Annotated in this window: 21 protein-coding genes; 16 read left to right on the forward strand and 5 right to left on the reverse strand. The window is 64.5% G+C overall.

Annotated features, from left to right (window positions below; all coding sequences use genetic code 11):
- Positions 1-15 precede the first annotated feature (15 nt).
- Positions 16-735: an alpha/beta fold hydrolase gene (locus tag HQ312_RS10425; RefSeq protein ID WP_374198291.1), complete on the reverse strand. Its 720-nt coding sequence runs from the start codon at positions 733-735 to the stop codon at positions 16-18.
- A gap of 704 nt (positions 736-1439) precedes the next feature.
- Here HQ312_RS10425 and HQ312_RS10430 point away from each other — a divergent pair.
- The 11 genes from HQ312_RS10430 to HQ312_RS10480 all read left to right on the forward strand — a co-directional run bounded on the left by HQ312_RS10430 (position 1440) and on the right by HQ312_RS10480 (position 10904).
- Positions 1440-2741 (forward strand): alpha-hydroxy-acid oxidizing protein, encoded by a 1302-nt coding sequence (locus HQ312_RS10430; RefSeq protein WP_222638537.1) that lies wholly within the window; start codon positions 1440-1442, stop codon positions 2739-2741.
- A gap of 388 nt (positions 2742-3129) precedes the next feature.
- Positions 3130-3345, forward strand: coding sequence for a hypothetical protein (locus HQ312_RS10435; RefSeq protein WP_261769312.1), 216 nt, complete (start codon positions 3130-3132; stop codon positions 3343-3345).
- Positions 3342-3512 (forward strand): hypothetical protein, encoded by a 171-nt coding sequence (locus HQ312_RS10440; RefSeq protein WP_155957004.1) that lies wholly within the window; start codon positions 3342-3344, stop codon positions 3510-3512. Before HQ312_RS10435 ends, HQ312_RS10440 begins: the two co-directional genes overlap by 4 nt.
- A gap of 521 nt (positions 3513-4033) precedes the next feature.
- A complete protein-coding gene (locus tag HQ312_RS10445) occupies positions 4034-5062 on the forward strand; it encodes an LLM class flavin-dependent oxidoreductase (RefSeq protein ID WP_027505529.1) in 1029 nt (342 codons plus the stop codon).
- A 1187-nt stretch (positions 5063-6249) separates the two neighbouring features.
- Complete coding sequence (locus HQ312_RS10450; protein ID WP_222638538.1) at positions 6250-6702, forward strand: VOC family protein; 453 nt, start codon at positions 6250-6252, stop codon at positions 6700-6702.
- Positions 6703-6794: 92 nt separating this feature from the next.
- On the forward strand, positions 6795-7196 hold the full coding sequence (locus tag HQ312_RS10455) for a helix-turn-helix transcriptional regulator (RefSeq protein WP_222638539.1): 402 nt from the start codon (positions 6795-6797) through the stop codon (positions 7194-7196).
- Complete coding sequence (gene arsB / locus HQ312_RS10460; protein WP_222638540.1) at positions 7193-8302, forward strand: ACR3 family arsenite efflux transporter; 1110 nt, start codon at positions 7193-7195, stop codon at positions 8300-8302. The genes HQ312_RS10455 and arsB overlap by 4 nt, the downstream gene beginning before the upstream one ends.
- The gene (locus HQ312_RS10465) at positions 8302-8955 is read left to right on the forward strand and encodes an arsenate reductase ArsC (RefSeq protein WP_222638541.1); all 654 of its coding nucleotides are present in this window, start codon (positions 8302-8304) and stop codon (positions 8953-8955) included. Before arsB ends, HQ312_RS10465 begins: the two co-directional genes overlap by 1 nt.
- Positions 8956-8995: 40 nt before the next feature.
- Complete coding sequence (locus HQ312_RS10470) at positions 8996-9418, forward strand: arsenate reductase ArsC (protein ID WP_222638542.1); 423 nt, start codon at positions 8996-8998, stop codon at positions 9416-9418.
- Entirely contained in the window at positions 9415-9822 is a 408-nt protein-coding gene (locus HQ312_RS10475) for a low molecular weight phosphatase family protein (protein ID WP_222638543.1), read from the forward strand. The genes HQ312_RS10470 and HQ312_RS10475 overlap by 4 nt, the downstream gene beginning before the upstream one ends.
- Before the next feature lie 23 nt (positions 9823-9845).
- Positions 9846-10904 (forward strand): ArsO family NAD(P)H-dependent flavin-containing monooxygenase, encoded by a 1059-nt coding sequence (locus tag HQ312_RS10480; RefSeq protein ID WP_222638544.1) that lies wholly within the window; start codon positions 9846-9848, stop codon positions 10902-10904.
- A 59-nt stretch (positions 10905-10963) separates the two neighbouring features.
- Here HQ312_RS10480 and HQ312_RS10485 read toward each other — a convergent pair whose 3' ends face one another.
- Complete coding sequence (locus HQ312_RS10485) at positions 10964-11410, reverse strand: ArsI/CadI family heavy metal resistance metalloenzyme (protein WP_222638545.1); 447 nt, start codon at positions 11408-11410, stop codon at positions 10964-10966.
- 97 nt (positions 11411-11507) lie between these two features.
- On the opposite strand from HQ312_RS10485, the gene HQ312_RS10490 reads away from it, so the two are divergent.
- From HQ312_RS10490 to HQ312_RS10500, 3 genes are all read left to right on the forward strand, one after another.
- Complete coding sequence (locus tag HQ312_RS10490) at positions 11508-11867, forward strand: Rv2640c family ArsR-like transcriptional regulator (RefSeq protein ID WP_222638546.1); 360 nt, start codon at positions 11508-11510, stop codon at positions 11865-11867.
- A gap of 1113 nt (positions 11868-12980) precedes the next feature.
- Positions 12981-13934: an MBL fold metallo-hydrolase gene (locus tag HQ312_RS10495; protein WP_222638547.1), complete on the forward strand. Its 954-nt coding sequence runs from the start codon at positions 12981-12983 to the stop codon at positions 13932-13934.
- Between the two features lie 244 nt (positions 13935-14178).
- A complete protein-coding gene (locus HQ312_RS10500) occupies positions 14179-15891 on the forward strand; it encodes a bifunctional 3-(3-hydroxy-phenyl)propionate/3-hydroxycinnamic acid hydroxylase (RefSeq protein ID WP_308123865.1) in 1713 nt (570 codons plus the stop codon).
- 211 nt (positions 15892-16102) lie between these two features.
- Here the strand turns inward: HQ312_RS10500 and HQ312_RS10505 are convergent, their stop codons facing one another.
- Entirely contained in the window at positions 16103-16876 is a 774-nt protein-coding gene (locus HQ312_RS10505; RefSeq protein WP_222638549.1) for an SDR family NAD(P)-dependent oxidoreductase, read from the reverse strand.
- 57 nt (positions 16877-16933) lie between these two features.
- The gene (locus HQ312_RS10510) at positions 16934-17917 is read right to left on the reverse strand and encodes a VOC family protein (protein WP_308123866.1); all 984 of its coding nucleotides are present in this window, start codon (positions 17915-17917) and stop codon (positions 16934-16936) included.
- Here HQ312_RS10510 and HQ312_RS10515 point away from each other — a divergent pair.
- Both HQ312_RS10515 and HQ312_RS10520 read left to right on the forward strand, forming a co-directional pair.
- Positions 17841-18941, forward strand: coding sequence for a LysR family transcriptional regulator (locus HQ312_RS10515; RefSeq protein ID WP_222638551.1), 1101 nt, complete (start codon positions 17841-17843; stop codon positions 18939-18941). The two genes, HQ312_RS10510 and HQ312_RS10515, sit on opposite strands and share 77 nt — an antisense overlap.
- Positions 18938-19930 (forward strand): LysR family transcriptional regulator, encoded by a 993-nt coding sequence (locus HQ312_RS10520; protein WP_156380568.1) that lies wholly within the window; start codon positions 18938-18940, stop codon positions 19928-19930. Before HQ312_RS10515 ends, HQ312_RS10520 begins: the two co-directional genes overlap by 4 nt.
- A 9-nt stretch (positions 19931-19939) precedes the next feature.
- Here the strand turns inward: HQ312_RS10520 and HQ312_RS10525 are convergent, their stop codons facing one another.
- A complete protein-coding gene (locus HQ312_RS10525; RefSeq protein ID WP_222638552.1) occupies positions 19940-20959 on the reverse strand; it encodes a dihydrodipicolinate synthase family protein in 1020 nt (339 codons plus the stop codon).
- Positions 20960-20985 lie beyond the last annotated feature (26 nt).

A 20985-nucleotide genomic window follows, 5' to 3' on the forward strand; every position in this document is an offset into this window, starting at 1 on the left:
AGACTCGGGCACGCCTCATCCAGCACAGTCCAACCACGTCCGGAGCGCTGCGGCAAACTCGATGGGCCGGCCCGTCTGACCGTACTCACCACCGAGAAACCCCTGGTGTCCGCCGGGGAAGACGACAGCGTCCTGGCCCAACAGACGGGCCACCGCATACGCTGCACGACCGGCCATCTCGCCGTCCTCAGGCCCACCGGACTCTTCGCCTACTGCGATGACGATGCGAGTCGACGCTGCCGTCAGACGCTCCACGTCGGGCACGTAATCGACGCCCAGTCCACGCATGTTCGACATCAGCGGATCGGTACGAGAACCGTCGTCCTCGGTCGGGAGTCCGAACTGCGCCGGGTCCGGCGCCGGCCCTGCGAGGTACGCGTCGTCGACAGGACCGCGGTGCATCACCAGGCGGATGAACTCGGCCATCGCCGGCCCCGTCCCCGCCGCGTCGTAGGACTCCACCATGTGCGTGCAGGCAGCCGAGATGTGGTTGTGGTCAGCGAGTGCACCACCGGCGGGTGGCTCGTGGGCGACGAGAGTTCGGATCGCGCCCGGCCGGCGTTCGACGCAGACGAGGGCGTTGACCGCGCCGCCGCTCGACGCGAACACGTCGACAGGTCCGGACCCCAGCGCTGTGATCAACGCATCCAGATCGTCGGCGTGCTGCCACGGCGTGACCGCAGCCGTGGGTTCGCCACAGACGCTGCGGCCGGTGTTGCGTGGGTCGTAGGTCACGACCGGTCGATCGATGAAATGCGTACGGAGCGTAGTGAACCCACTCGCATCCATCGGTGAACCGATGAGCAACAGGGGTGTATCCGAGGTCAGTGGACCATGGACGTCGTAGGTGATGGTGGCGCCGGAAACGGCGAGCGTGTGTGTAGTCATGCCGTGTCGACTCGGGTGCGCTGCCGAACTCATCACCGGACACGCACGCCGTGTCGACGTCACATCGGCACCTCGCCGTCAGACCTGTGGTCCACGGTCTCGAAAAATAGTAGTGAGTAGCATCTGAACCAGAAGGGACTCGAACCCCGGACCCAGTGACTGTCCCCGGCCGAACTCGGTAATCCAGTGGGACCATGAATCCCACCTCAGTAGCGTGGATCAAGAGTCACATGACCATGTGGGACCATCACGGTTCCGATCCAGACCGCAATAGCAGTCGGGAATCATTGCTGTCAGTTACCCCGGTCGCACGAGCAACGGCTTTCATGACGAGACGGCGCACAACCTTGTAGGTGAACGACGAGGCGGACGAGGACGCAAGGGCAACCGCGCACACGGAGACCTCACCGAATTTGTGCCGCTGCACACCCTTGAGCTGCGCATTCCTCGCTAATCCGAGCTCGTGTACCGTCCCCGCCATGCCGACGCACCATCGACCGGTTGACGGCAATGCCGACCAAGTGGGCCACGACTCGGGAACGGATCCGCACATGCCACTCTCCACCGGACGCGAACGCCAAAACCACATCTACACAGCGGGGGTGGCCGGACGAACACCGACTGTTCCCACGGATTTCCCGGGATTGGAACGGCGTGCACTCACGAAGATGTCCGACCGAGCGCGTGCCTACATTGCGGGTGGGGCCGGCTCCGGCACCACGATGGACAACAACCGCCGCGCTCTCGACCGGTGGAACATCGTGCCTCGGGTCCTTCGGGACGTGTCTGCGAGAACCACCGAAAGCGAACTCCTCGGCCTCACGCTTCCGGCACCCGTGTTGTTCGCTCCGGTCGGAGCCGGGGGCGCAGTGCATCGACAGGCAGATCTGTTGATCGGCCAAGCCGCCGCCACACTGGGACTTCCCTACATCTTCTCCAACCAGGGGTCCGTCGCGATGGAGGAGGTCGCTGCCGGCATGGACCGGATCGCGCCCGGGTCCCCGCGGTGGTTCCAGCTCTACTGGTCGACCGACGACGACCTGGTCGATTCCCTGCTCACGCGGGCCGAGCGCTCCGGTGCTAGTGCGATCACGGTGACCCTCGACACGACACTGCTGGGATGGCGACCACAGGACCTCAACCTTGGGTCGCTACCGTTCTCACGTGGCATCGGCATCAGCCAATACACCTCGGATGCTCGGTTCCGTTCGATCGTCGCGGAGCGCCTGGCGGCCGGCGCCGAAAAGCCGAATCTCCCCATCACGGGCCCGTCGAGTGCACTGTCCGCGCTGTCCACCCTGTTCTCGATCGCACGGAACGCACCGGGCAGCACCGTGGCCAATCTCCTGTCGCCCGAGCCGCGCACCGCGGTGACGACGTTCACCGACATCTACTCGCGAGAAAGCCTGAACTGGAACGATATCGCCGGACTGCAGGACCGCACGTCCCTGCCGATCGTCTTGAAAGGCGTTCTGCATCCCGACGACGCCCGACGCGCCGTCGATCTCGGCGTCGCCGGAATCATGGTGTCCAACCACGGGGGACGACAGATCGACGGAGCGATCGGAGCCGCTGACGCTTTGCCGGGGGTCGTCGACGCAGTCGACGGACGCGTGAGGGTGTTGTTCGACTCCGGAATCCGATCAGGGTCGGATGTGTTCAAGGCACTCGCCCTGGGCGCCGACGCCGTGTGCATCGGCAGACCGCACATGTACGGACTCGCTCTGGCCGGTGCCGCCGGTGCCGCCGACGTCGTCGCCAATATCGTTGCCGAATTCGACCTCGTCATGGCACTCGCCGGCCACTGCTCACCCGACAGCATCGATCGAGACTCCCTGTGGCGAGCACCATGACACGATCGAGTGCAGCGCAGTGAGCCACGACGGAGCCGCGGCGCGAACCCTACTCTCCTCGCGAATACAACAGACCCTGGACGGCGGACCGCCGTCTGGCATCCCGGTGTGCCGATCACTCGCAGCTCAGCTCCGATCATCAAGGCGATCGCCCACAGACGGAACAGCAAGACTACCCAAACGCACTGCGAGCGAGGCCGTTCGGGCCGCGGCCGAGTGAACACAGGACGCCACCATGACCACGCCGACACCCTCGGGTCCGACCGGACCCCAGCGCCGTGCACGGAGACGACGTACCACATTCTCGTCTATTGGTCGTCGGCGTTCCTCTCACCGTCCAACAATGCACTGTCACAGACAAGCGCACCCAGGCCTGGCAACGGATCACATGGTGCCTCGAACGCACACCAGTGACAACGGCGACGAGGCCGAACTCGGCCGGGACATCTACGCCACGGTCACCGACTCGGCGCTGACCACCAGGACCGAGGAAGACGTTCTGGTCGCTGTCACCGACCGTGCAGCGGCACGGCGGGCGCTGGTGCCGCCGACCGAAACCGAGGACACTGACAGCCAGAGCGAGCAGCAGGAGGACCCCCGATGACCGCCACCGAGGAACGCAGTGACCGACCGGCCGAGCGGCCCAGGGTCGCTGCTGCCGCTGCCCGCGCCTCCATCGCCATCCGCGAGCGAAGCGGACGAGAGGTACCGCAGTGGCTTCGCGACACTGCTGCCGGCCGTCCCACCACGCCACCGCCTGATCTGACCTGACCTTCCAGCGGTGCAGCGGCTGCGTGGAAGGTGAACACCAACTGGCGCAGCGGGCGTAGAACACTTGTCTTTCGCTGTGGCGTTGCTCGGGGAACCGACCGATCAGTGCGCTCAGCCCGAGAAGGGCTGTACACGGTCCATCCGTCGCTGCGGCGTATCGCCGCCGTCTCGATACCACGACCTCGAAGCTGAGAGGCTCGGTCATGGAGTGTTTCTCCCGGCTCGGTAGAGGTAGCTGTGTCTGGCTGTACTGCGCGAGGCGGTGCTCGTCGAGCTGGGTTGTGTTCTTGTCCCAGTTGCCGCCCCGGGTGCCAGGTTGCGGGGCGGCATAGCCGTCGAGTGTCAGTAAAGGTCCGGGGTGCGAGTCCCTGTGGGCGCACCACAAAGGGCCCCTGATCAGCAGCCGTGCCGATCAGGGGCGCGGAGAGGTGGGTAGCCCTGGGAACAGTTTCTCGGTCGAGATGGTTGACTTGTAAACTAAACCAGGGTCGACGTCGTGGCCCCGACCGAGAGGTTCAGCAATGCATGTAGGTGTGGACAGCTTCGTGTCCTCCGTGACCGACCCGACCGACGGCCGCGTGATCGGCGCTGCCGAGCGAATGGAGCACCTGCTCGAGGAGATCACCCTCGCCGACCGGGTGGGTCTTTACTCGTTCGGGATCGGCGAGCACCACCGCAGCGAGTACTTCGATTCCGCTCCATCGATCATCCTCGCGGCCGCGGCAGCTCGCACGGAACGAATCCGGCTGGGCAGTGCGGTCAAGGTACTCAGCGCGGACGATCCGGTGCGAGTTTTCCAGGAATTCGCCACCCTGGATTTGATCTCGAAGGGGCGGACGGATCTGGTCGTGGGCCGCGGCTCGTTCACCGAGTCGTTCCCCCTGTTCGGTCTGGACCTGGCCGACTACGACTCGCTGTTCATCGAGAAGCTCGAGCTGCTGCTGCAGATCCGGGACAACGTCGAGGTGACGTGGTCGGGCAAGCACCGGCCGGCGCTGACGCGGCAGAGCATCTATCCGCGTCCGATGCAGGATCCTCTGCCGATCTGGGTGGGTGTCGGCGGCAGTCCCGAATCATTCGCTCGCGCAGGTCTGTTGGGGTTGCCGCTGATGATCGCGATCATCGGCGGTGAGCCGCGCCAGTTCGCGCCGCTCGTCGATCTGTACCGCCGCGCGGGTGCGCAGGCAGGTCATGCGCCGGAGAAATTGAAGGTGGGCCTGCACGTGTTCGGGTTCGTCGCGGAGAGCACGCAGGCGGCGGCGGACACCATCTACCCCGGGTGGAACGAGATGTTCACGAAGATCTCGCGGGAGCGAGGATTCGCGCGACCGACCCGAGCGCAGTTCGATGCCACGTCCGGACCTAACGGTGCCTTTTTCATGGGTGACCCGCAGACGGTGGCCGACAAGATCGCGCGAGTGGGCGAACAGCTCGGCGGTGTGGATCGGCTGTCCCTGCAGATGACCAATCCCCGCTTGGCTCACAGTGATCTGCTCCGCGGCATCGAGCTACTGGGAACGGAGGTCGCACCGCTGGTGGCCGATCTCTGACCGTGGGCTTGATCATGACGAGCTAGCGGACCTACGGCCGGTTCTGCGGAATTGCTCGGGCGCGTTCGATCTCGATTCCCAGCCCACGTAGATTCCGTGGATCTTCGCCCGCCGTCCAAGTTCGGACGGCGGGCTCTGACGCGAGATTGCATTATGCCCCGCCCGGAAAATCTTCGATTCACAGTCGCCGATCCCTCGACCGGTAGGGCCGGCCTTGTCTCAGGTGCCGGGTGAAGAATCGGTCCGCCTCGTCGCTGGCGTATTCGGGGACGCCGACGTGCCCACCCTAATCGGCGTGCAACATTCGGTGGTGGTCCACAGTGCGGTGATGAGCTCGTCGCCCCCGGTCGAGTCGGAGATCGGAGTTCGACGGTGTAGATGTACGGCAGGGGCGCTCCCACGATGCACAGCAACCCCCACTCCGCCCGGGGGACGATGTCGCCGTCCGAACTCTCTGTAGCGGACGGTGGCACCCCAGGCGTCGCAGTGGGCGCGAGCAGCCTGCACCGCAGGTCATTGGACCCGGTACAGACAACTTTGCAGCCGCCTGAGCGGGCACAATGCGTCGTTCGATATGGCCGAGAAGACCCGAAACCTCGAGTTTCGAGTTGCAGTCATGAATAAGTAGTGAGTGGCACCGAAACCAGAAGAGCCCCTGACCAGCTAACTGCTGATCATGGGCCCTTTGTGGTGCGCCCACAGGGACTCGAACCCCGGACCCAGTGACTATGCTCGCCGAATGCCAGGAATCCTATTGGAACCACAAAAGTCTACCTGACCAGCAGGGATTAAGAGTCGATTGACCACACGGGACCACCACAATCCGGGTGGGAACGAAATGAAAGTCATGAATAAGTGATGAGTGCCGTCTCGAGTATCGAGTCCGTCCGATGCAGGTGAAGTGCGGGTGTTGCAGACCCGACGCACGCTGCCCGAGAAACGAGAGATCGTTGACGACGAGCGGGCTACCTCCCGGCTACCGCTACACACACTGACCCGTAAGTGGATCAGATCATTGCCTGAGATGGACGGTCGGACGTCCGACCGTCGATCGACTGGCCGCGGCGCTCCGTACAGAGGTCACGACGCCGCCGGCTTGATTCTCACGGCTCCGGGCCACCATTAGCCGCGCCGCGGGTGTGGTGTCAGCCGGTTCCTCGTGCCGGGCGTCGGCGTTAGTGTTGCCCATGGGCATGTCGAGAGTGGTCCCCGCGCTGCCGGTACGACACATCGAGTCCTCCGTCGCGTTCTATGCCCGCTCGTTCCGCTTCACGACCCAGTACTCGGACTCGAGTTTCGCCAAGCTCACCCGTGACGACGTCGAAATCCACCTCTGGGCCGCCGACGACGACAGCTGGACCACCCGCACCGACCCTGCGCCGTGGCCGGTGTGCAGTGGAGCCGAGACGTTCCTCGCGGGCACTGCCAGTTGCCGCATCGCCGTGGACGAGATCGACGACCTCTACACCGAGATGTCCCGAGCGGGCGTTCTCCACCGCGCAGACGTGGGCCGCCCCGTCACAACGGACTGGGGATCGACGGAGTTCGCCACCGTCGACACCGACGGCAACCTGATCACCTTCCACACCGAGACCGCCGCGAGGCACGAGCCCGGTGTCACCGGCGACAACGCCTCTTGACCCCGCACCACCGACGCGCTCCGACGCTCCGATCGGGATCGTTCACGCGTTGTTCGTTTGACCACTGATTCGTCGATCGTCAATATAGACGCATGTCGAATCACACCGTGCCCATCGCGGCGTCGGACAGCGAGTGCTGCTCCCCGCTGGTCCGAGAACCTCTGACCATCGACTGGGCCGGTGATCTGGCTCGGATGTTCAAGGCACTCGGTGACCCGGTCCGTCTGCGCCTGCTGAGCCTGGTGGCCAGTCACGAGAGCGGCGAGGCGTGCGTCTGCGACATCTCCGGGTCCTTCGACCTGTCGCAGCCGACGATTTCCCACCACCTCAAGGTCCTGCGCGAAGCCGGCCTGCTCGACTGCGAGCGCCGCGGAACCTGGGTCTACTACTGGGTCATTCCCGCTGCGTTGCAGCAGTTGTCGTCCGTTCTCGCCGCAACGGATCCGACCGCAGATGAGGCGAACACCGCTGGTGTTGCGTTGGTGACGGCATGAGCACCGCGGCGAACACCAGCGACCACCCCGCCGTCGTCGGCAAGCTCTCCACCCTCGACCGCTTCCTGCCGGTGTGGATCGGCGTCGCGATGGTCGTCGGGCTCCTGCTCGGACGACTGATCCCCGGGATGAACGACGCCCTGTCGTCCATCTCCGTCGACGGCGTCTCCCTGCCGATCGCGATCGGCCTGCTGATCATGATGTACCCGGTGCTGGCCAAGGTGCGTTACGACCGGCTCGACACCGTCACCGGAGACAAGCGACTGCTCGCCGGATCGTTGTTCCTCAACTGGATCCTGGGCCCAGCTCTGATGTTCGCGCTGGCCTGGCTGTTCCTCCCCGACCTACCCGAATACCGCACCGGGCTCATCATCGTCGGCCTCGCCCGGTGCATCGCGATGGTCATCATCTGGAACGACCTCGCCTGCGGCGACCGCGAAGCCGCCGCCGTTCTCGTGGCGATCAACTCGGTGTTCCAGGTGATCATGTTCGCCGTCCTGGGCTGGTTCTACCTGTCCGTCCTTCCCGGTTGGCTGGGCCTCGAGCAGACCACTATCGAGGCGTCCCCCTGGCAGATCGCGAAGTCGGTCCTGATCTTTCTCGGCATTCCGTTGATCGCCGGATTCGCCTCTCGGTATTTCGGCGAACGCGCCAAGGGCCGCGAGTGGTACGAGTCGTCGTTCATCCCGAAAATCGGGCCGTGGGCGCTCTACGGCCTGCTGTTCACCATCGTCATCCTCTTCGCCCTGCAGGGCGATCGCATCACCTCCCAGCCGCTCGACGTCGTCCGCATCGCACTGCCACTGCTCGTCTACTTCGCAGTGATGTGGGGCGGCGGATACGCCCTCGGCGCTGCCATGGGCCTGGGCTACGCCCGCACCACGACGCTGGCGTTCACCGCTGCGGGCAACAACTTCGAACTCGCCATCGCCGTCGCGATCGCCACCTACGGAGCCACCTCCGGCCAAGCCCTCGCCGGCGTCGTCGGACCCCTGATCGAAGTCCCCGTCCTCGTGGGCCTGGTCTACGTCTCGCTCGCTCTCCGCAAGCGCTTCACCTCCTCGCCGTCCGCGACCGCGCCGGTACCCCAGAGCAAGGAATCGTGATGTCCGAGCACCGCGCACAACCGGAACTGCTCATGCCTCAGGCGGTGCTGACCCGCACCGCGCAGACACTGTCGGCGAACTACGCCGGCATCTTCTCCCCGCAGACGGTGGAGCGGTACGTCTTCGAGTCCTACACCGCCCTGCGCCGCACCTCGAAGATCCACACCCACCTGACCACCCTCGCAGGACGGTTCGCCGCCGACCGCCTGACCGCTCTCGCGCAGTCGACCGGCGACGCACCGAAGGAAGTGCCGGAGGTGCTGTTCATCTGCGTGCACAACGCGGGCCGCTCGCAGATGGCGGCGGCACTGCTGACCCACCACGGCGCCGGGCGCGTCCATGTCCGCTCCGCCGGGTCCGCGCCCACGCACGAGATCAACCCGGTCGTGGTCGAGGCCATGGACGAGCTGGGCATAGACCTGGGTGATGCGTATCCGAAGCCGCTCACCGACGACGTCGTCGCCGCCGCGGACGTCGTGGTGTCGATGGGCTGCGGCGACGCCTGCGCTGTCTACCCCGGAAAGCGGTACCTGGACTGGGATCTCGACGACCCCGACGGCAAGAACCTCGACGAGGTGCGCCGCATCCGCGACGACCTCGACACCCGCATCACCACGCTCCTCGCCAAGCTGAGCGCCCCCGCGCACGCCTGACACATCACCACTGCTGAACACCCGAAAGGTGCACTCCCCCATGTCCGACACACCCAGCGTGCTGTTCGTCTGCATCCACAACGCGGGCCGGTCGCAGATGGCCGCCGGCTTCCTCGCCCACCTCGGCGGCGGCGCCGTCGAGGTCCGCTCCGCCGGCAGCGCCCCCGCCGAGACCATCAACTCCGCCGCCGTCGAGGCGATGGCCGAGATCGGCATCGACATCTCCGACCAGTCCCCCAAGATCCTCACCCCCGACGCCGTGGAGACTTCCGACGTCGTGATCACCATGGGCTGCGGCGACGCCTGCCCGGTCTTCCCGGGCGTCAGCTACCGGGACTGGGCGCTGCCCGACCCCGCCGGCAAGGGCCTCGAGGCGGTGCGCCCGATCCGCGACCAGATCAAGGCCCGCGCCGAGGATCTCCTGACCGAACTCGTTCCAGCAGAAGCGGACGCAGCGCGATGAGCACCCCGAGTGTGCTGTTCGTGTGCGTGAAGAACGGCGGTAAGTCGCAGATGGCGGCAGGGCTGATGCGCAAAGCCGCCGGCGACGACGTCGAGGTGCATTCCGCCGGCACCGCCCCCGGAAACGCGGTCAATACTTTATCGGCGCAGACGCTGCTCGAAGTCGGGGTCGATCTCACCGGCGAGCACCCCAAGCCGATCGACCCGGACCTGTTGTCCCGGATGGACTACGTGATCACTCTCGGCGCAGAAGCGACCGTCGACCCGGTCGAGGGACCGACCTACTTGAACTGGGACACCGACGAGCCGTCCACCCGGGGTATCGAGGGCATCGAGCGGATGCGTCTGGTGCGCGACGACATCGCCGCTCGCGTCGACGAACTCGCTGCGCGCCTGCAAGATTGACAGCATCGACTGAGGACCCGCTGATGACCACCACCCACATTCGGGTGGTGGTCATCGGCGGTGGGCAGGCAGGTCTCGCCGCCGGGTACTACCTTCGCCGAGCGGGCCTGGAGCATGTGATTCTCGATGACCAGCCGGCCGCTGGTGGGTCATGGCGGGAGTATTGGCCGTCGTTGCATCTGTTCTCCCCCGCCGCGCACTCCCGGTTGCCGGGGTGGCCTATGCCCCTGTCTCCGCAGGAGTTCCCGCCCAGGTCGCACGTCGTCGACTACCTGAGCGCGTACGAACAACGGTACGAGCTGCCGGTGCAGCGACCCGTCACCGTGACCGCGGTGCGCCGCAACGGTTCCGGGTACTTGGTCGAGACCACCGCGGGATCCTGGTCGGCGCAGGCGGTGATCAACGCGACCGGCACCTGGTCTCGGCCGTTCTGGCCCACCTACCCCGGCATGCGGACCTTTCGGGGCTGTCAGACCCACACCGCGCAGTACGACGGACCCGACACCTTCACCGGGCAACGGGTCGCGGTGGTCGGGGGCGGCAACTCCGCCGCGCAGATCCTCGCCGAGATCTCCACCGTCGCCGACACCCTCTGGTTCACCACCCGGCCCCCGCGGTTCCTGCCCGACGACGTCGACGGCCGTGTGTTGTTCGACGTCGCCACCCGCCGCGCCCGCGCACTCGCCGCGGGTGACCACGACACCGGCGGTGTCGCCGGTCTCGGCGACGTCGTCATGGTTCCGTCGGTGCGGGACGTCCGCGATCGCGGCGCTCTGCGGGCGCACCCGATGTTCGTCGCGCTCACGGCCGACGGCGTCGTCACCGGCGACGGCGGCGTCGAACGGGTCGATGCGGTGGTGTGGTGCACCGGATTCCGGCCGGCGCTGCGGCATCTCCAGCCGTTGCACCTGCCCACCGCTGACGGCGGTATCGCGATGGACGGTCTGCACGCCGCCGGCGAACCCACCATCGTTTTTCTCGGCTACGGCGACTGGACCGGGCCCGCGTCGGCGACACTCATCGGTGTCGGCCGCACCGCACGGCACGCGGTGGGGCACCTGACCGCGACCCTGACGGGTTGATCGGACGACCACGGCGCGGACGGTTCCGTGCGATGGGGGTGAGCCGACGCGGGCGGGCGTCAGCAGGAGGAGGTGGCCGTCGACGTCGCACTGGCAGTAACGCTGGGTGCCGGCGCCGGGATCGGCTGCGATCCGAAGGTCTCGGAGTCCGCGAGGACGGTGTAGACCTCCCAGCGCTCCCCACCGGGGCCGGTCACCCACACCTTGTCCTGGGTGGCGAAGCAGCACGTGGTGCCGATCTCCTCGTCGGTGAACAGCCCTTCGCCGGTCAGGCGGGCGATCTCCTCGTGAACCCGGCTCGACGAGTCGACCTCGACGCCGAGGTGGTTGATGGTGCCGCCCTTGCCGGGGTTCTCGATGAGCACCAGCTTCAAGGGCGGTTCGGTGATGGCGAAGTTGGCGTAGCCGGGCTTGACCTTCGCCGGCGCCACGCCGAAGAGCTTGCTGTAGAACGCGATCGCAGTGTCGATGTCATCGACGTTGAGGGCGAGCTGAGCGCGAGACATGGCGAACCTCCGGGGTTGCGATATATGTCGAATCAATGACTAGCACAGGGTGCGCCACATATTCGACATATGTCAAGAACGTTGTAGGGTCGGGTGCGTGCCCAAGACGCTGCCGATCATCGACACCACCACCCCGGTGTGCTGCGCCCCCGTCTCCGCAGCACCGATGGACGAGCAGGCCGCCCTCGAGGTGGCCGTGCGACTCAAGGCGCTCGCGGACCCGATGCGCATTCGCCTGATGTCGTTGCTGCTCACCGACACTGCAGGAGCGGTGTGCACATGCGACCTCGCCGACGCGCTCGGTCTCGCCGAATCGACCGTCAGCCACCACCTCGGGCAGCTCCGCAAAGCAGGCATGGTGGTGTCGGAGCGTCGGGGAATGAACGTGTACTACTCGGCGCGCCCGGAGTCCCTCGACGCGCTCCGCGTGGTCCTCGACCCCGCGTGCTGCCGCTGACTTGTCGCTGTCGGCGACTCGGTCCCCCACCGCGGGCATGTGCGTACTTCCGAGCGGAGCGAGCCGGCCAAACAAAAAGCCAGATCTACGACGAAAGAGCCGACCGCCGACCGTACTTGGTACGACCAGAACCGCGGCGGCTCGGCTACACGTCGCCGAAAGTTGGGTGGCGGCGCGGATCGCGGTGGACGGCCGTGGCTACACGACTCTTAATCACACGGTCTATTGGACCCAGTACAGACAACTTCGCAGCCGCTTGACCAGCAATAATGCGTCGCCCGGTCGTGCCGAAAGGACCCGAAAGCGTGAGTTTCGAGTTGAAAGTCATGAATAAGTAGTGAGTGGCACCCAAACCAGAAGGGCCCCTGCTCAGCATAACCGCTGATCAGGGTCCCTTTTTGGTGCGCCCACAGGGACTCGAACCCCGGACCCAGTGACTATGCCCGCCGAAGACCAGGAATCCCGTTTACACCACGAAAGACCATGTGACCAGCGCAGCTTAAGAGTCATACGACCACGCGGGACCACCACGATCCGAATGGGTCCGGAATGAAAGTCATGAATAAGTAGTGAGTGGCCACCGGAGTGTCGAGTCGCCACCAGAAAGAGCGCAGATCGGTGAAGTGGAGGCTAGAGCCCGGCTTGGGTCGTCCTCGCAGCACGCCCGCACCGGCGGCCGCCGCAACATCGACGGAATCGATGTTCGGTCATCGACATCAACTGATTCTCCCGATGCCGCGACCCTCGTAGTGTCACAGCAACGGTCGCTTAAACCCGGTGATCGCCTCGGTGCCCCAGCGCAGTCGAAGTTTCACGGACTCGAGAGGCAGGAACATACCCTTTGCAACTGCTCGACGATCGTGTCGTAACCGGTAGCGGCTCCGAACTCGGACCGGGCGTGTTTTGTAGCGAGGACCGGCGGCAGTATCGAACTCGCGGGGATGGTCGAAGTCGGCCCCACCTTGCTGCTCACCTCACTGCACAACGTCGTGGTGACGAGCCAGATGCCTGGTCGTCGACCCCGGCGCATCCAGCCCATGCCTCCTCAGTGTCTTGGACATCACCTGAAAAGACGACCACCTTATTCACCTGCCGACAACCGAGGAGAGTCCGATGACGTCCGTCGTCCCCCAACCACACATCCCGACCTTTCGAAGCGGGACACCACACATCGACGAGGTCGGCGACGGCCTGTTCGCCTACATCCAGCCCGACGGCACCTGGTCCATCAACAATCCCGGGTTCCTCGTCGGCCCCGACGGTGTCGTCAGTGTCGACACCTGCGAGACCGCGCAGCGCACGATGGCATACATCGATGCAGTTCGCGACTTCACAGGCCACGAAATTCGAACAGTCGTCAACACACATCACCATCCCGACCACACCGCCGGAAACGGACTGCTCCCCCGCGCGACCATCATTGCCCACGAACGAACACGAACCGAGATGATCGCGCACGCAGCGATAGAGCTGCCACCCGGAATCTTCGAGCACATAGACAACGGGAACCCTCCGTTCACCCCTCCGTTCCTGACCTACACCGACGGCATGACGCTGTGGTTGGGAGACCGGCGGTGCGAGATCCGTTACGTGGGTCGCACTGCACACACCACGAACGACTCGATCGTCTGGGTCGCCGACCAGTCCGTTCTCTACGCAGGTGACCTGTTGTTCAAGGGCGGCACCCCGTTCCTGCTGAGCGGCTCTGTCACGGGCCTCGTCGACGTCCTGGAAAACGTGATCCGCCCCCTGGGTGCCACCACCATCGTTCCCGGCCACGGCCCGGTGTGCGGAAGCGAGGTGATAGACGAGACTGTCGACTACCTGCAGTTCGTCATGACCGCCGCTAGGGACGCACGCGCGGCGAGCGTATCGCCATTGGATGCCGCCCGAGAGCTCGATCTCGGCAGGTTCGGTGAGTGGACGGACACAGAGCGCATCGTCGGCAACCTTCACCGCGCAATGGCCGAGCTCGACGGACTCCCCGCCGGCGCTCCACTCGACATACCGAAGGTGTTCCAGGACATGGTTTCCTACAACGGAGGGCCCTTGCCCGTACACGCCTGAGTGGGTACATCGTCACCGTCGACCTTTCTGCAGACCGCGGCCACGAGGCACCGGCGTCGAAGGTTGCGGCTCTGTGTCGGCGCGGACGGATCATCCGAACTGGGGCCGGACCGATTCGGCGAGCGATCGATCCCGATCGCAGGAACCGGGGCCTCAGGTGACAGTGGAGCACATCGCGGCTTCCGAGTGCCCGGACCAACAAAGCTCGACAACGAAAGAGAGTGCGGAAACGATGGAACCTCCCGTGGATTCCGATGTAGTGATCATCGGAGCAGGGCCCGCGGGCCTGATGTTGGCCAACATCCTGGGTATGTACGGCAAAAGCGTCACTGTTCTGGAAGGGCTGTCCTCGCTCATAGACTACCCCCGTGGTGTGGGCCTCGACGACGAATCCTTCCGCACGATTCAGACGGTCGGCCTTGCGAACGCCGTGCGTCCGCACACGAGCCCGCAGCACATCATGCGATTGGTCAACGGCGCGGGAAAAGTCATTCTGGTCAACAATCCTCGAACCGAAGAATTCGGCTGGGAACGGAAGCACTCCTTCATCCAGCCCGAGGTGGACCGAGCTCTGTACGAGGGTCTCACGCGGTTCGACAACGTCGAGGTGCTGTTCGGCCACCGCGTCGAAGAAGTCGAGGAGGACAGCGACGGGGTCACTGCGATCGCACTCGTCGATTCCGAGAGTGGCGAAGTCACCCGACGTTCTTTCCGAGGCCGGTTCCTTGTCGGCTGCGAGGGAGGAAAGTCACCCACGCGAAAGCGCCTCGGGGTGAGCTTCGATGGCACATCTCCCTCGACCCGTTGGCTGGTGGTGGATGTAGCCAACGACCCGCTGGGTACTCCCAACGTCTTCCTCGGCGCCGACCCGAAACGTCCGTATGTCTCGATCGGTCTGCCCCACGCGGTCCGGCGGTGGGAATTCATGTTGCACGACGACGAGACCGAAGAACAGGTCACCGATCCCACCTACGTCGGCAAGCTACTGGCCCACCATGTTCCGGACCCTGCCGGACTGGACTTCATCCGCCGCCGGGTATTCACCCACCACGCCAGAGTCGCGTCCGACTTCAGGCGTGGTCGCCAGCTCATCGCAGGCGACGCAGCCCATCTCATGCCGGTCTGGTTGGGACAGGGTTGGAACTCCGGCGTACGCGACGCCACCAACCTGGGCTGGAAGCTCGCCACCGTCCTGTCCGGGCAGGCCGAGTACGATCTGCTCGACACCTATACGACCGAGCGCCGAGCTCACGCGAAAGCAATGGTCGACCTGTCACTGACCTTCGGGAACATCATCAAGATCACCAACCCCGTTGCAGCGCTGGCTCGAGACGTGGTTTCCTCTGTCCTGAACCGCTTTCCACAGATCAAGAGCTACTTCTCCGAGATGCGCTTCAAGCCGATGCCACGCTACACGGAGGGAGTACTGGCGGATCCCTCCGATTGCACGTCCGGTCGCGCTGACGCAACGATCACCAGTCGTCTGGTTCCGGTACGGAGCGCGAACATCAAGGTCTCCCCGGTAGGAGTCCAGTTCCCTCAGCCTCGCGTGACCGTTGCGAACGCAGGCGTCGTTCTTCTCGACGATGCCATCGGTAACTGGTGGTCCGTCGTAGTGTGGGGTAACAGCCCCAGGGATGTGCTGCCGCAGAACGCTCTTCGCCGACTCGGCGCCCTGGGCGCACGACTGGTGGCTGTGCTACCGGAGACGCAGCGCGAATGGGCGCAACAGCACATGGACGCCGATGTGCTGATCGTGGGAGACCACACCGGGCTGCTGAAGAAGTGGTTCGACGATCGACCGACACCGTTGATCTTCCTGAGGCCCGACCGCTTCGTCGCGGGCGCGTGTCTGACGCAGAACGGCCCCGCCACGCTCGATGCGATCCTTGCCTCCATGTCGTTCATCGAGCACACACCGGTCGAAGCCTCCGACACTGCACCTGACGCCATGTGATGGGAGCGGCGCCACGACGCCGAACTCGATGACGTAACCGTCACACCTCCCCGGTCGAGCGGATCGTGCAGCCGACTGTGCTTAGCCGGCTGCACGTCGACCGCGCCCAGCGCACGACTCGGGTGGCGGATGCACGTGGACCGAGACTGGCCGGGAGGCAAACGGGATTTCCGTAATACAGTCCCTCAGCAGGTTCCGTGTACTGACGCGGTCACGACACCAGGAGGCCACCGTCGACGTTGAACTCGGATGCGGTGATGTTCCGAGCTTTGCTGGAGGCCAAGAACGCCACCATGTCGCCGATGTCCTCAGCAGTCTGCAATCGGCCGAGCGGAATCCTCGACGCGAAACCGTCCCATCCCTCTTCGAAGCTGAGGCCGTTGAGACCACTGAATTCCTTCACCACCTTGTCATGCAGATCGGTGGCCACGATGCCGGGATGTACGGAGTTGACGGTGATGTCGTACTGAGCGAGTTCGGCTGCGAAACTCTTGGTCATTCCGACGATGGCGAACTTCGATGCGCAGTAGGCCGCGATCAGGGCGACGCCTCGTTGGCCGCAGATCGACGACATGTTGACGATGCTGCCGCCGCGCTGCTCGATCAGGGCCGGCAACAGTGCACGCGTCACCGTGAAGGTGCCCCGGACGTTGATCGACATGAGACGGTCGAACTCCTCGTCGGTGACGTCGACGGTGTTGCGGGCACCGATGTTCATTCCCGCGTTGTTGACGAGGATATCGACCCGTCCGAACGCGCTCATCACCGAGGACGCCAAGTCGTTCGCCGAACCGGAATCCCGAACATCGAGGTGCACACCGAGTGAGTCGGTCGGCAGTTCGTCGGCTTGCTTCCGGGCTGCTGCCAGGTCGATGTCGGCGATCACGATCGTGGCCCCCTCGTCGCTCAGCTTCCGAGCGCAGGCCAGGCCGATGCCGTTGGCACCGCCGGTGATGACAGCAACTCTTCCGTGAAGTTCAGACACAATCGTTTCCTTCATCAAGCTGTGGGTGGGGTTGTCGGACCGCGATCACGCAAGGCCTCAGACAGGCGAGGGGACCCAGAGTCCGACGTCGTCGCGCTGCTTGAGCATGACCGGGAGCATCACCTCGGTCATGGCGCCACCGGTGCCCCACTGATCCTGAGTGTCCGAACGAGTCGGGTCGTATACCGATGGCTCCCAGGTGTTCTCGTCGACTGTCTCGAGCTCGGTCGTGTACTCGATGACATTGTCCAGCGGGTCGAGAAAATAGGAGAACGTGTTGTCGCCGGCACCGTGCCGGCCCGGGCCCCACAGCGGCCGGTAGCCACTGCGAATCATCCGGCCGGTGCCGCGCATGTACTCGTCGATACCACGCATCTCGAAGGAGATGTGATTCAGGGACGTGGAGGGCGCCTGTGAGATCGCCAGGATGTGATGTTGAGAACTGCTGCGCATGAAGCACATCAGATCGCCCAGCCAGTCCGACAACCGGAATCCGAGGTGCTGTTCGTAGAACGCCTTGGTCCTCTGGACGTCCGTCGAGTTGATCACGACGTGGCTGAGCTTGCGCGGAATGGACTCCCTTTCCTCGAGCAGTCGGAACGGACGCTGCTCCACGTCTGCGGACACCTCGATCAGACGACCGTCCACGTCGAAGAACCGCAAGCCGTAGCCACCGCCGGGGGTTGTCATGACGGACGGTTCACGGTTCATCGTGACCCCGGCCCGACCCAGACGCTCAGCCAGCAGATCGACCTCACCGATGGACTCCGCCCCGAACGACACGAGGTCGAGACGCTTCTGCCGGTCCTCTCGGAGGCGCAGAATGTAGTGCTCGGGATCGGCGGGAGAACCGAAGAACGTCACACCCGAGTCATCGGCTATGGGCGTGAGGCCCCACACCTTCGTGTAGAACTCCACAGCCTGGTCGTAGTTCGGCACGGCAAGACCGACATGCCGCAAATGCGTGATCGGACTGAATCCGGATGCCATCGGTGAACTCCTCGACTCTCGACCGCGCCCCGGGCGGGGCGCCGATGACATCACGGTAGTGGCGTCGATCACGCGGCACCAACAATGTTTTGCGATGCTTTGCTATCGACGCGATCAATTGTGGGCGTACCGTCTGATCATGGATTTTCGGCAGGTCGACCTGAACCTTCTGGTGGCATTCGACGTCCTCATGTCCGAGCAGAACGTGACTGCGGCTGCGCGCCGACTGTCCGTGGGGCAGTCGGCCATGAGTTCGACGTTGTCGAGGTTGCGAGCATTGCTGGACGATCCGGTCCTCGAGCGCAGGGGCCGGACCATGTTCCCGACTCCTCTGGCTCAGTCGCTCGTGGGCCCCGTGCGGGAGGCGCTGACCAAGTTCAATTCGGTTCTGACCGAACCACCCTCGTTCGAGCCGGCGCAGGATCACCGAAGCTTCACAGTGATGGCGAGTGATTACGCCTCCATGGCGGTGCTCCAGCCGCTACTCGTCGCGCTACCGACCGAGGCGCCGCACGTGGAGCTACGCATTCAACCGGTTTCTGCGAGCTTTCTCGACGATCTGACGGCCGACAATGTCGATCTGACGATCGTTCCACTGGCAGCCGCCGACACGATCACCGATTCGTTCGAATTCCAGACGCTCTACACCGACCCGTATGTCATTGCCGTGGACGCGGACAACCCACTCGTCTCGGATGGCATCACACTGGAGCAGTTCTCGTCGCTGCCCTACCTCGCAAGTAACGACGGCAACGCCCCCACCATCGTCGAGACACAGTTGGACCGACTCGGAATTCCGCGGAGACTGGACGTGACCACAGGCTTCGGCATTGCGCCATTCCTGCTGCGCGACACGCCCTTCGTCTCCGTCATTCCCGCCAGTCTGGCGTCGACGGTCGCCGAGGGCGCGCGGTTGAAGTTGCTCACGCCACCCATGCCGCTGGAACCGATCACCGAGGTCATGGTCTGGGCTGGTCGAAACCACGACGACCCCAGCCACCGTTGGTTGCGGGAGCGGCTGGCCGACATTGCCTCGCAACGAACGTGGCCCGGGGCAGCAGGAACCGCACGATGAGCGAGAGAAGGGAGTCCGGCACCGGCCATCTGCCCCATCACGTGCTCGAGCAGCTCAGCCGTATCGACTTGAATCTGCTGATCGCGTTCGAGGCGTTGATGTCCGAACGAAGCGTCACCGGTGCGGCTGCCCGCCTGAGGGTGGGGCAACCTGCGATGAGCTCGACCCTGGCTCGCTTACGCAAACTCCTCAAGGATCCGATCCTTGTTCGGCAGGGCCGAGTGATGATCGCGACTCCACTCGCGAACGCGTTGACCGGTCCGGTCAGCGACGCGTTGGCCGAGCTCCAGGTGACGTTGTCGTCCCTCGGATCGTTCGACCCCGAAGTCGACGAGCATTCCTTCTCGGTGATTGCGAGCGATTTCGCGGCGGCGGCGCTTCTACACCCCCTCCTGGTGGAAATATCGTCGAAGTACCCGAACATCCGGCTGGAGATGAGGACTGTCTCCTACGACATTCCCGACGAAATGCTCCGCGGGCGCGTCGACGTGATCGTGCTGCCGAGAGAGTCCATCTCGTCGTTCCCCGCATTGTGGAGGGACAACGTCCGCCGCGAGGTGCTCTACCGTGACCGCTACGTTCTGGCAGCGGACGCCGCCAACGGAGCTGTCCGTCCGGCGATGACGGTCGAGGAGTTCAGCGCAATGCCCTACCTCGCGGCGACCTTCGGCAACGGGTCACGGCCCTCTCTGGGTGACGCGAACCTCGATGTGCTCGGCATTCCGCGCAGAGTCGAAGTCAGCACCAGTGCCACAGTGGCCCCGTTCATGTTGCGCAACAGCCCATTGGTGACACTGATCCCCAGGACCCTCGCGACCCGAGTGGCGGAAGCCGCCAATCTGCAGCTCATCGATCCACCCATGCAGTTGGAGCCGATCACCGAGACGCTCATCTGGCTTCGCCGGCTCGACCGGGATCCTGCTCAGGCATGGTTCCGAGGCCGCCTGCGCGCGCAGGCGGCCAAGCTCGTCGCCACCCCGACTCGCTGACCGACGTTGTCAGGCCGGGTTACGGCCGACGAAGAACTCGCGGAGCGGGTCCATGGAAGGTTCGAAGCCGGAGTCGATGAGGCCCTTGCGGAGAGCGAGCATCTGGCCGTCGTGGATTCGCTGGGTCGGCTGACGCAGTGGGCCACCGTTGTATCCCTGCAGCCATCCCTGGAACTTCCAGGACTGGCGGTTGATGAACGCACCACCATTGAGCGCCTGCCCCAGGGCCGCCTTGGCCTTGCGCGCAGGATGCGTCTGCCAGAACAGTTCCGAAGCGTCGTCGAGCTTGCCGTCGGCGACCAGGCTCATCACCTGCGGGATGATGGGCCCGTAGAACTCGTGGTCACTGGTTGCCGAGAGCTGAATGGGCATCACCTGTGACAAGGGGATCAGATCGGCCTCGATGGGTACGGAGATGACGACTTCATCACCGAAGAGGCGGTGGCAGTCGATGATTCCCTGGATGTAGGGGAACCCGCCTTCAGCCTTGATGACGGCGATGTTCGGGCAATCGTCGAGCAGGCGACGGATCAGGCGGGTGGGAATGTCCGAAGGATGGATTCGCGGACTGAAACCCCACAGGTACATCGGGAAGACGATGACGGCGAGATCGGTGGCGTCACACACCGCCTTCGTGTACTGGTAGATCTCCTCTTCCGACTCCGGATAGAAGTTCGGCGGGTACGAACACAGCACGATATCGGCGCCCGCCTCCTCGGCCCCGCGAACGGCTTCGATGTTGTCGGCGAGTGTGCTCCAACTGCCGTGGTGTACGACGACGAAGTCCTTGTCGGCCTCATCGCGGGCAATGCGAAGGAAGTCCAAGTACTCCGGCAGGGTGATGTTGACCTCAGACACCCCGAGCGTCCCGAGAAATCCGTGTTCTTTCGCTCGACGAATGTCGTGGCGTATGCCTGCCTCATTGATGGACTTCAGATCGCCGGTGAACGACGGGATCGTGCAATTCACAGCGCCGACAAGCTTCTCACGAGCCCATTCGCGAGCCTCGGTACGGGTGTAGACAGCCATTATGTTTCCTCTCGGGAGTTGTACTC

Origin of the sequence: Rhodococcus sp. BP-316 (assembly GCF_019836105.1) — a bacterium.
In the GTDB taxonomy this organism is placed as follows: Bacteria; Actinomycetota; Actinomycetes; order Mycobacteriales; family Mycobacteriaceae; genus Rhodococcoides.

What these genes read in the sequence shown, in the direction of transcription:
- HQ312_RS10445 (WP_027505529.1), top strand. Translation starts at nt 4,034, where the DNA reads ATGCATGTAGGTGTGGACAGCTTCGTGTCCTCCGTGACCGACCCGACC.
- HQ312_RS10455 (WP_222638539.1), top strand. Translation starts at nt 6,795, where the DNA reads ATGTCGAATCACACCGTGCCCATCGCGGCGTCGGACAGCGAGTGCTGC.
- HQ312_RS10485 (WP_222638545.1), bottom strand. Translation starts at nt 11,410, where the DNA reads ATGTCTCGCGCTCAGCTCGCCCTCAACGTCGATGACATCGACACTGCG.
- HQ312_RS10435 (WP_261769312.1), top strand. Translation starts at nt 3,130, where the DNA reads ATGGTGCCTCGAACGCACACCAGTGACAACGGCGACGAGGCCGAACTC.
- HQ312_RS10480 (WP_222638544.1), top strand. Translation starts at nt 9,846, where the DNA reads ATGACCACCACCCACATTCGGGTGGTGGTCATCGGCGGTGGGCAGGCA.
- HQ312_RS10450 (WP_222638538.1), top strand. Translation starts at nt 6,250, where the DNA reads ATGGGCATGTCGAGAGTGGTCCCCGCGCTGCCGGTACGACACATCGAG.
- HQ312_RS10520 (WP_156380568.1), top strand. Translation starts at nt 18,938, where the DNA reads ATGAGCGAGAGAAGGGAGTCCGGCACCGGCCATCTGCCCCATCACGTG.
- HQ312_RS10525 (WP_222638552.1), bottom strand. Translation starts at nt 20,959, where the DNA reads ATGGCTGTCTACACCCGTACCGAGGCTCGCGAATGGGCTCGTGAGAAG.
- HQ312_RS10430 (WP_222638537.1), top strand. Translation starts at nt 1,440, where the DNA reads ATGCCACTCTCCACCGGACGCGAACGCCAAAACCACATCTACACAGCG.
- arsB (WP_222638540.1), top strand. Translation starts at nt 7,193, where the DNA reads ATGAGCACCGCGGCGAACACCAGCGACCACCCCGCCGTCGTCGGCAAG.
- HQ312_RS10495 (WP_222638547.1), top strand. Translation starts at nt 12,981, where the DNA reads ATGACGTCCGTCGTCCCCCAACCACACATCCCGACCTTTCGAAGCGGG.
- HQ312_RS10470 (WP_222638542.1), top strand. Translation starts at nt 8,996, where the DNA reads ATGTCCGACACACCCAGCGTGCTGTTCGTCTGCATCCACAACGCGGGC.
- HQ312_RS10440 (WP_155957004.1), top strand. Translation starts at nt 3,342, where the DNA reads ATGACCGCCACCGAGGAACGCAGTGACCGACCGGCCGAGCGGCCCAGG.
- HQ312_RS10475 (WP_222638543.1), top strand. Translation starts at nt 9,415, where the DNA reads ATGAGCACCCCGAGTGTGCTGTTCGTGTGCGTGAAGAACGGCGGTAAG.
- HQ312_RS10510 (WP_308123866.1), bottom strand. Translation starts at nt 17,917, where the DNA reads ATGTCATCGGCGCCCCGCCCGGGGCGCGGTCGAGAGTCGAGGAGTTCA.
- HQ312_RS10465 (WP_222638541.1), top strand. Translation starts at nt 8,302, where the DNA reads ATGTCCGAGCACCGCGCACAACCGGAACTGCTCATGCCTCAGGCGGTG.